The sequence below is a fragment of the Desulfovermiculus halophilus DSM 18834 genome, assembly GCF_000620765.1.
GTDB lineage: Bacteria > Desulfobacterota > Desulfovibrionia > Desulfovibrionales > Desulfothermaceae > Desulfovermiculus > Desulfovermiculus halophilus.
In genome coordinates this window covers 288,448-295,152 of the sequence record NZ_KK211185.1, presented here as the reverse complement: position 1 = coordinate 295,152, position 6,705 = coordinate 288,448, and the positions used below count along the sequence as shown (strand labels likewise).

The following is a 6,705-nucleotide window of genomic DNA, read 5'->3' as shown; positions in this document are numbered from 1 at the left end:
GCGGTGGAAAGGCCAAATCTCCTGGACTTTCCCGTGAACAGGTCCCCGTTCTTATAGCCCGAGACAGGGCAGGAACCATAGTTGATGCCGTACTTACAGACCAGACAACCGCCTCTATTACACAAGCTCTCATCGGTAAAGTCGGGAGCGACAACATCTTGTGTATTGATGGAGGCAATGCTCTATGGGGCTTTGTTAATGCTCAGAAGATTCAATACAGAATCATTGCACACAGTAAGCATGTTCATGAGCGAGATCCAGTTTTTCATATCCAAAACGTCAATGCCTATCACAGCCGGCTGAAGGAGTGGATTAAGCGTTTTCACGGTGTAGCCACTAAGTACTTGCCCAACTATTTAGGCTGGAGGCGAATGTTTGAGAGACCTAACACCGTCCTTTCATCCACGGCGTGGGTCCAGGCGGCAGCTGGTTAGGTTATCTTAGGTTATCAACTGGTAACGATAATTGCGCCTTTGCAGAACTCTTGGTACTCTATGTCGCTGTCATCTTCAAAGAGATCAGGCTGGGCGATGCCCCTATAATATTTATCTTCAAAAAGATCAGGAGAGAGGTCAGGCTGTCCACCCCCTCTGTAATATTTCATTTCTTTATCAACATACTCTTTAAGTGTAGTTAATCGTTTTTTCAGCTCATGTGGAGCTGGTCTTACTTCTTGTTGATCCGGCCAGGCTTGATATGTCCGAAGCAATGAGAAATATTGATCCCACCATTTGTCAGTGGGAGTAAGCTTATATTTATCCAGCACTTTTTGGATGTCGTTTTTTAGACCTTGGTCTTTATCCATGGGCATTGACCTCTTTTTGGAAGGGAAGAATTTTTGCTCCAGCCTTCAAACTGTCCAGATAGTCAGCCCAGGCTTGCATCATCCGGATTCTTTCATCCAGGTATTCAGCCCTGTTGTAGATCCCGCGCACCTTATTTCTGTCCACATGAGCCAGCTGCATCTCAATCACCCGAGACGGCCAGCCTAGCTCATGGAGTCGAGTGCTGGCCATTGTCCTGAATCCATGGGCACACATTTCGTCCTGCCCATATCCAAGCCGCCTTAAGGCTGCATTGATCGTATTTTCAGACATGGGCCTGGACTGGGTGCGGATAGTAGGAAAAACGTACGTACCTTTTCCGGTAAGAGGATGGAGTTCTTGAAGGATGGCCAGAGCCTGGTCAGAAAGAGGAACAAAGTGATCACGCTTGATTTTCATCCGAGAGGCAGGGATTGACCACAGAGCATTGTCAAAATCAATCTCCGACCATTCGGCTTTGCGTAGCTCGCCGGCCCGAACAAAGACCAGGGGAGCAAAGCGGAGGGCGCAGTGAACGATGAATGACCCCTGAAAGCCTTCGATAGCCTTTAAAAGTGCGGTGATTTCCTCTGGTTCGGTTATCGCCGGAAAATTCTTTTTGGGAACGACTTTGAGAGCCTTGGAGATATCCGCGGCCGGGTTGTTGTCACACACGCCGCTGGCTACCGCAAAGAGAAAAATATTGTTGCACATCTGTCCCAAGCGATGGGCAGTGTCCAGGACACCGCGTGACTCTGCCTTACGCAGCACTGCAAGCACGTCTTTTGTGGTGATATCATTGATGGGAGAGTCCCCAAGCCAAGGGAAGATATCGGTTTCCAGACGACGATAAACCGTATGGGCATGTCCAGGCGTCCATCTGGCTTTTTGGGCTTTCCACCACTGATCAGCCAATGACTTAAATGTATTGGATTTCGAGAGTTTCTTTTGCTGTTTGAGAACTGCCGGATCGTGCCCATTAGCCAATTGCTGCCTTGCAAGCTGGTGGTCTTCTCTGGCTTTTTTGAGAGAGACGTCGGGGTATTTTCCTAGAGCGAGGAGTTTTGCCTTGCCGTTGAAGCGATATTTATACCGCCAAAGCTTTCCTCCTGCCGGGGTCACCTCAAGGTACAGGCCGCCTCCGTCGGTCAATTTATATCGTTTATTTTCCGATTTGGCATTTTTGATTTTGGTGTCTGAAAGGGGCATAAAACACTCCGGGGATTGTTGAGAGTTTTCATATGTCTAGGCGATAGTGGGGGTATTTTTGTCTCTAAGGCTCTTTAAAATACCCCCACACCCCCAAAAATACCCCCAGATACCCCCGGATGTCAACGGATGTAATTGGACAAACGAGGCCTGTAATGGCCCCGATTATGAGCTTATCTAACTGTTTTTTTGTGGAGTTTCTTGTAAAGGCTGGACTGTGCTGGAAGGATATTTGGTGCCCGGGGCGGGAATCGAACCCGCACGGAGCATCGCTCCAAGGGATTTTAAGTCCCTTACGTCTACCAATTCCGCCACCCGGGCATGGGCTGGAGTCTAGTCCGAGAACACAATGCTCGTCAATTGTTTCCCCGCAATACTGCCGGGTTGGGCATGTAGGCTCCTAACCTCGACACATTTTTTGACCTGCGACAAGAGTTAAGCAAAACTCCAGAAGATCCGGCTCCGGAACCGGGGGACTGCACCAGAACCCCTGGACCACGTGACAGTCCTGCTCTTGAAGGAAGGCTGCCTGTTCTGCGGTTTCCACTCCTTCTATGATTGTCTCCAGATCCATGGCGTGCCGGATATCCAGGATGGTTTTCAGCAGGCGGGTGGATTGGGGGCATTCAGGCACCTGACGCAGGAATTTCTTGTCCACTTTCAGGGTATCCACCGGCATGTCCTTGAGAACTGCCAGACAGGACTGACCAGTGCCGAAGTCGTCGATGGCCACCCGCACTCCCATTTCCCGGATGGACTCGAGGATGCGAGCTGTCTTCAGCTTTTCCTGGAGCAGAGTACTCTCCGTGATCTCCAGCTCCAGGCACTGGGGCGGAAGGCCGGATGTGTCCAGGCTTTTCCGGACCTGATCCAGAAATCCGGGCTCGGTGAGCTGAATGCCAGAGACATTGACGGTCATCAGGCAGGAGGAAAGGGTGTCGTGCTCCTGCCAGGCCGCCGCCCGGCGGCAAGCGGCTTCCAGGACCCAGCGGCCCAATTGGTTGATAAGTCCAGTCTTTTCGGCCGCAGGGATGAACTGGCGCGGAGAGACCGGGCCTCGAGCCGGGGAATGCCACCGGGCCAGGGCTTCCACCCCCCGAATAGAGGGGCCTTGAAGCTGAACCTGGGGCTGAAAGGCCAGATAAAACTCTTGATTTCTTACTGCCTGACGCAAATCGGATTCGAAACGCAGGAGGGCAAAGGCCGCTCCGTCCTGGGTCCGGTCAAAGTATCTGTATCCGCTTTCCGGAGAGGACTTTTGGGCGTACATGGCCTCCTCCGCATGGCGGATCAGGGAGTCGAAGTCGTCGGCGTCCAGAGGGAAGATGCTTATCCCGGCGCTGATATTGACGTATATTTTCTTTTCCCGCAGGGTAAACGGCTCAGACAGCTCGTCGATGATTCGCCTGGCTACAGTCCCTGCTTCCCGGGTTCTGGGCAGCTTTTCCAACAAGAGGACAAAGTCGTCGCCTTCCAGATGAGCCAGGGTGTCGGCTTTGCGGGTACAGTTTTGCAGGCGCTGGCTGACCAGGATAAGGAGCTCGTCACCGGTAGCATGGCCCATGCTGGTGTTGATTCGTCTGAACTGATCCAGGTCAATGTGCAGGAGGCCGACATGGCTATTCTGGCGTTTGGCCTGTTCCAGGCAGTGCTGAATGCGTTTTTTCAAAAACGCGCGGTTTGGAAGGTGAGTCAAAGGGTGCGAGTTCTCACTGTAGATGAGCTTTTCCTGCAATGACCTGATTTGACCCAGATCGCGCACGATCCAGGCAAACTGCTGTTCTTCCTGGAACTCCAAAAGAGGTTCCTTGTTTATAAGCACCGGCTGCCAGGACCCATCCCGGGTCTGAAGCAGGGCCTCGCCTTGCCAATGCGGCGCGGCCAATACACTGGCCATGGAAAGTTGACCTGTTTTCGACCTGGACGTGTCTGGGGAGGCCAAAAGGGGAATTGTGAATAGTAATGATTGGCATTCACTGTATCCTGATATATCATAGAACGAAGAATTGGCCCATTGGATACAGCCGTTCGCATCGGTTATTGCAATTCCGTCCCAGCTCGCATTGCAGATGTGTTTCCAGGCCTTCAGGTGTTGGGACACTATGCGCTCCTTGCAGATTCCTCATATCTTACTGGCCGAAATAGGTCATAACTTGTAACAGCTTGAAAGGCAACCTCATTTTTTTATACGCATTTATTGAGGGGACAGATACGTATTGCAGGTCCGGCCGGGCTCAAATGCATTGCTGGCCGTTTTTACAGCTTTTATGTATTATCCCCCTGAACAAATACGCATAGCCTGATAGGAAGTTCTGCAAACAATTACTGCAAGCGAGCTGAATTGCCTATGGAGAGCTTGGATGAGCTGGTCGCGGAATGCATGCGCCAGGGATGTACAGACCTGCACATTACCGGGAACCATCCCTTTGTGGCCCGCAAGAACGGGAATATCAACTATTTGAAGGATCTGGTGCTGTCTCCATCAGAAGTAGACAGCCTGGCCAATGAATTGCTGGATCCAACCCAGAAGAAGATCCTGTCTGAGCGGTGGTCCGTTGATCTGGCCAAAACCATTGCCGGGACCAGGCTGCGGATCAATGTTTTTCGCTCCCACCGGGGGCTGAGCCTGGCTATCCGGTTTCTGCCCGGCCGGATTCCCAGCGTTGAGCAGCTCAACCTTCCGGCATCCCTGCAGGAGTTGACCTACCATCGCTCCGGGCTGATTCTCATCTGCGGGGCAACGGGCACTGGCAAATCAACCACCATTGCCTCCCTGCTGCAGAAGATCAATTTGACCAAGTCAATGCACGTGATCACTTTGGAAGATCCCATTGAGTTCCGTTTTCAGACCATCCGCTCCTTTTTTGAGCAGCGGGAGCTGGGGGTTCACTTTCAGAGCTTTGAGCAGGGATTGATTGATATCCTGCGGGAGATGCCGGACGTGGTCCTGGTCGGGGAGCTTCGGGAGCCGGAGCCCATCCGGCTGACCCTGAATGCGGCCGAGGCTGGGCACCTGGTCTTTGCCACCCTGCACGCCAGCACGGTGGAGGAGGCCCTGTATCGGGTGTGCAACGCCTTCCCCCTGGATGTGCAGGAGTTTGTCCGCCATCAGCTGTCCGCTTCCCTGGCTGCGGTCATAGTCCAGCAGCTGCACTACAAGCCGGAGCTGGGCTTCCGGGTGCCCATGCTCAGCGTGCTACGGACGACCACGAGCATCAAGCGTTTGATTCGGGAGGGGAAGCTGTCCCAGATCGAGAACGCCATGGAGATGGGCCGGCAGGAGGGGATGTATACCTTTGAGCGATACGGACGGGAGTTTCTGGGCCAGAAGAAGAATTTTGTCTCCCCCATGCAGAGCCTGCAACCGAGCAGGGAGGAGTATTCGGAGCAGGAGAGTCCATCGCAGTTCGGCGGTGAGGCTGAGCAGCCGGAGGAACAGATGGGTACAAGGCAGACTTCGACTTCTTTACTGCCCCTAAAGAGCGCAGGATCTGAGACCGAGATCCAAGGCGATGACGAAGACGGGCTGTATCACCTCAAGGGGGACGAGGACCTGGCCGATGTTTTGGCCCAGCTGCGGGATGATGAATGAATATAGGGGACAGAAGGCTGAGGGCAGAGGACAGAAGTTGCAAGCCCGCTGGTGACGAGTCGTCTCGCCGTGTTATACCCTCCCACGCTCTGCGTGGGAGACTTTTGTGACCGCTCCAGCGGTCTCTTGTGGTGGACGCCGGAGCGTCCCAGGGAGTTCCCACGCAGAGCGTGGGAACCATAAAAGCTTGCTCAACCTCGTTCCGGTTCTATATACGAAAAGCATGCACAGATCAATGAGAGAGCAGATTATTACTCCTCGTTCCGGCGGACAAGGTGCCTTCACTTTGATCGAGGTGGTCAGCGTTTTGACTATTCTGGGGATTTTGGCTGCGGTGGCTATTCCAAGGATGATAGATACTGGGGCGGAGCAAAGGATTGTGTTGGACAAGTTGAAAGTTCATCTGCGCCACGCTCAGTTGCGGGCTATGAACTCAGACCAACCTTGGGGAGTCAAGTGTACTGGGAATGGGTATTTTATGTTTCGCGATGGTGATGAAAATGACAAGGTTCGATTCATGGGTGATGATCAAGTCATAGTAAATATTCCTTCTCAGGTGTCTGTATCATCATTCACCATTTCTTTTGATTCATGGGGGGCACCATATGTCGGAGCTGATCCTGACCCGGAAGCTGGTACACGGGTCAGCGATCCCGGATACACTATCTCAGTCGGGGATGAGACTGTGACTGTTTTGCCGGAGACAGGTTTTATCCAATGAGAAGACAAGGCAAAAAAGAAAGTGGTTTTAGTCTTATAGAGATCATCGTGACCCTGATTATTGTTGCAGTGGTCGGGACCTTACTGTTTACATTCCTGAGAGGTACGGTTGTGCCCAGCTCCGAGCCGGTGTTTATGGCCAAAGATCTGGCTGAGGCCCAGGCTATCATGGAAGAAAATGCAGCAGTGTACTCCAAATATCTCAGCGGAGATATAGATGACTGGGGTGAGCTGAAGAGCAGCTTGACTGCTACGAAAAAGGAAGTGCAGGACGAGATCGAGGACGAGTATGACTTTAAAATACTCGAAGTGACTATCTCATTTGGAGATCAAAAGATATCTGCCCTATTTACCCAATAGCAATTGATAGATGCACGGATG

At 52.3% G+C, this 6,705-nt stretch carries 7 protein-coding genes and 1 tRNA gene; 4 read left to right on the top strand and 4 right to left on the bottom strand.

The window, feature by feature from the left end:
• Positions 1-434 (top strand): IS1595 family transposase (locus N902_RS18445; RefSeq protein WP_034623174.1); only part of this gene is annotated, 434 nt, incomplete at its 5' end.
• 14 nt (positions 435-448) lie between these two features.
• Here the strand turns inward: N902_RS18445 and N902_RS0115660 are convergent.
• The 4 genes from N902_RS0115660 to N902_RS0115645 form a co-directional block, all read right to left on the bottom strand.
• On the bottom strand, positions 449-805 hold the full coding sequence (locus N902_RS0115660; RefSeq protein ID WP_153304263.1) for a hypothetical protein: 357 nt from the start codon (positions 803-805) through the stop codon (positions 449-451).
• On the bottom strand, positions 798-2,012 hold the full coding sequence (locus N902_RS0115655) for a tyrosine-type recombinase/integrase (RefSeq protein WP_027371659.1): 1,215 nt from the start codon (positions 2,010-2,012) through the stop codon (positions 798-800). Before N902_RS0115655 ends, N902_RS0115660 begins: the two co-directional genes overlap by 8 nt.
• A gap of 233 nt (positions 2,013-2,245) precedes the next feature.
• Positions 2,246-2,333: transfer RNA gene (locus N902_RS0115650), tRNA-Leu, on the bottom strand.
• Between the two features lie 79 nt (positions 2,334-2,412).
• On the bottom strand, positions 2,413-4,113 hold the full coding sequence (locus tag N902_RS0115645; protein WP_084288522.1) for a putative bifunctional diguanylate cyclase/phosphodiesterase: 1,701 nt from the start codon (positions 4,111-4,113) through the stop codon (positions 2,413-2,415).
• 246 nt (positions 4,114-4,359) lie between these two features.
• Between N902_RS0115645 and N902_RS0115640 the strand changes: the two genes are divergently transcribed.
• The 3 genes from N902_RS0115640 to N902_RS0115630 all read left to right on the top strand — a co-directional run bounded on the left by N902_RS0115640 (position 4,360) and on the right by N902_RS0115630 (position 6,684).
• Positions 4,360-5,604, top strand: a complete 1,245-nt coding sequence (locus N902_RS0115640; RefSeq protein WP_027371657.1) for a type IV pilus twitching motility protein PilT — start codon at positions 4,360-4,362, stop codon at positions 5,602-5,604.
• 235 nt (positions 5,605-5,839) lie between these two features.
• The gene (locus N902_RS19005; protein WP_027371656.1) at positions 5,840-6,325 is read left to right on the top strand and encodes a type II secretion system protein; all 486 of its coding nucleotides are present in this window, start codon (positions 5,840-5,842) and stop codon (positions 6,323-6,325) included.
• Positions 6,322-6,684, top strand: coding sequence for a prepilin-type N-terminal cleavage/methylation domain-containing protein (locus N902_RS0115630; protein ID WP_027371655.1), 363 nt, complete (start codon positions 6,322-6,324; stop codon positions 6,682-6,684). Before N902_RS19005 ends, N902_RS0115630 begins: the two co-directional genes overlap by 4 nt.
• The last annotated feature ends 21 nt before the right edge of the window (positions 6,685-6,705 follow it).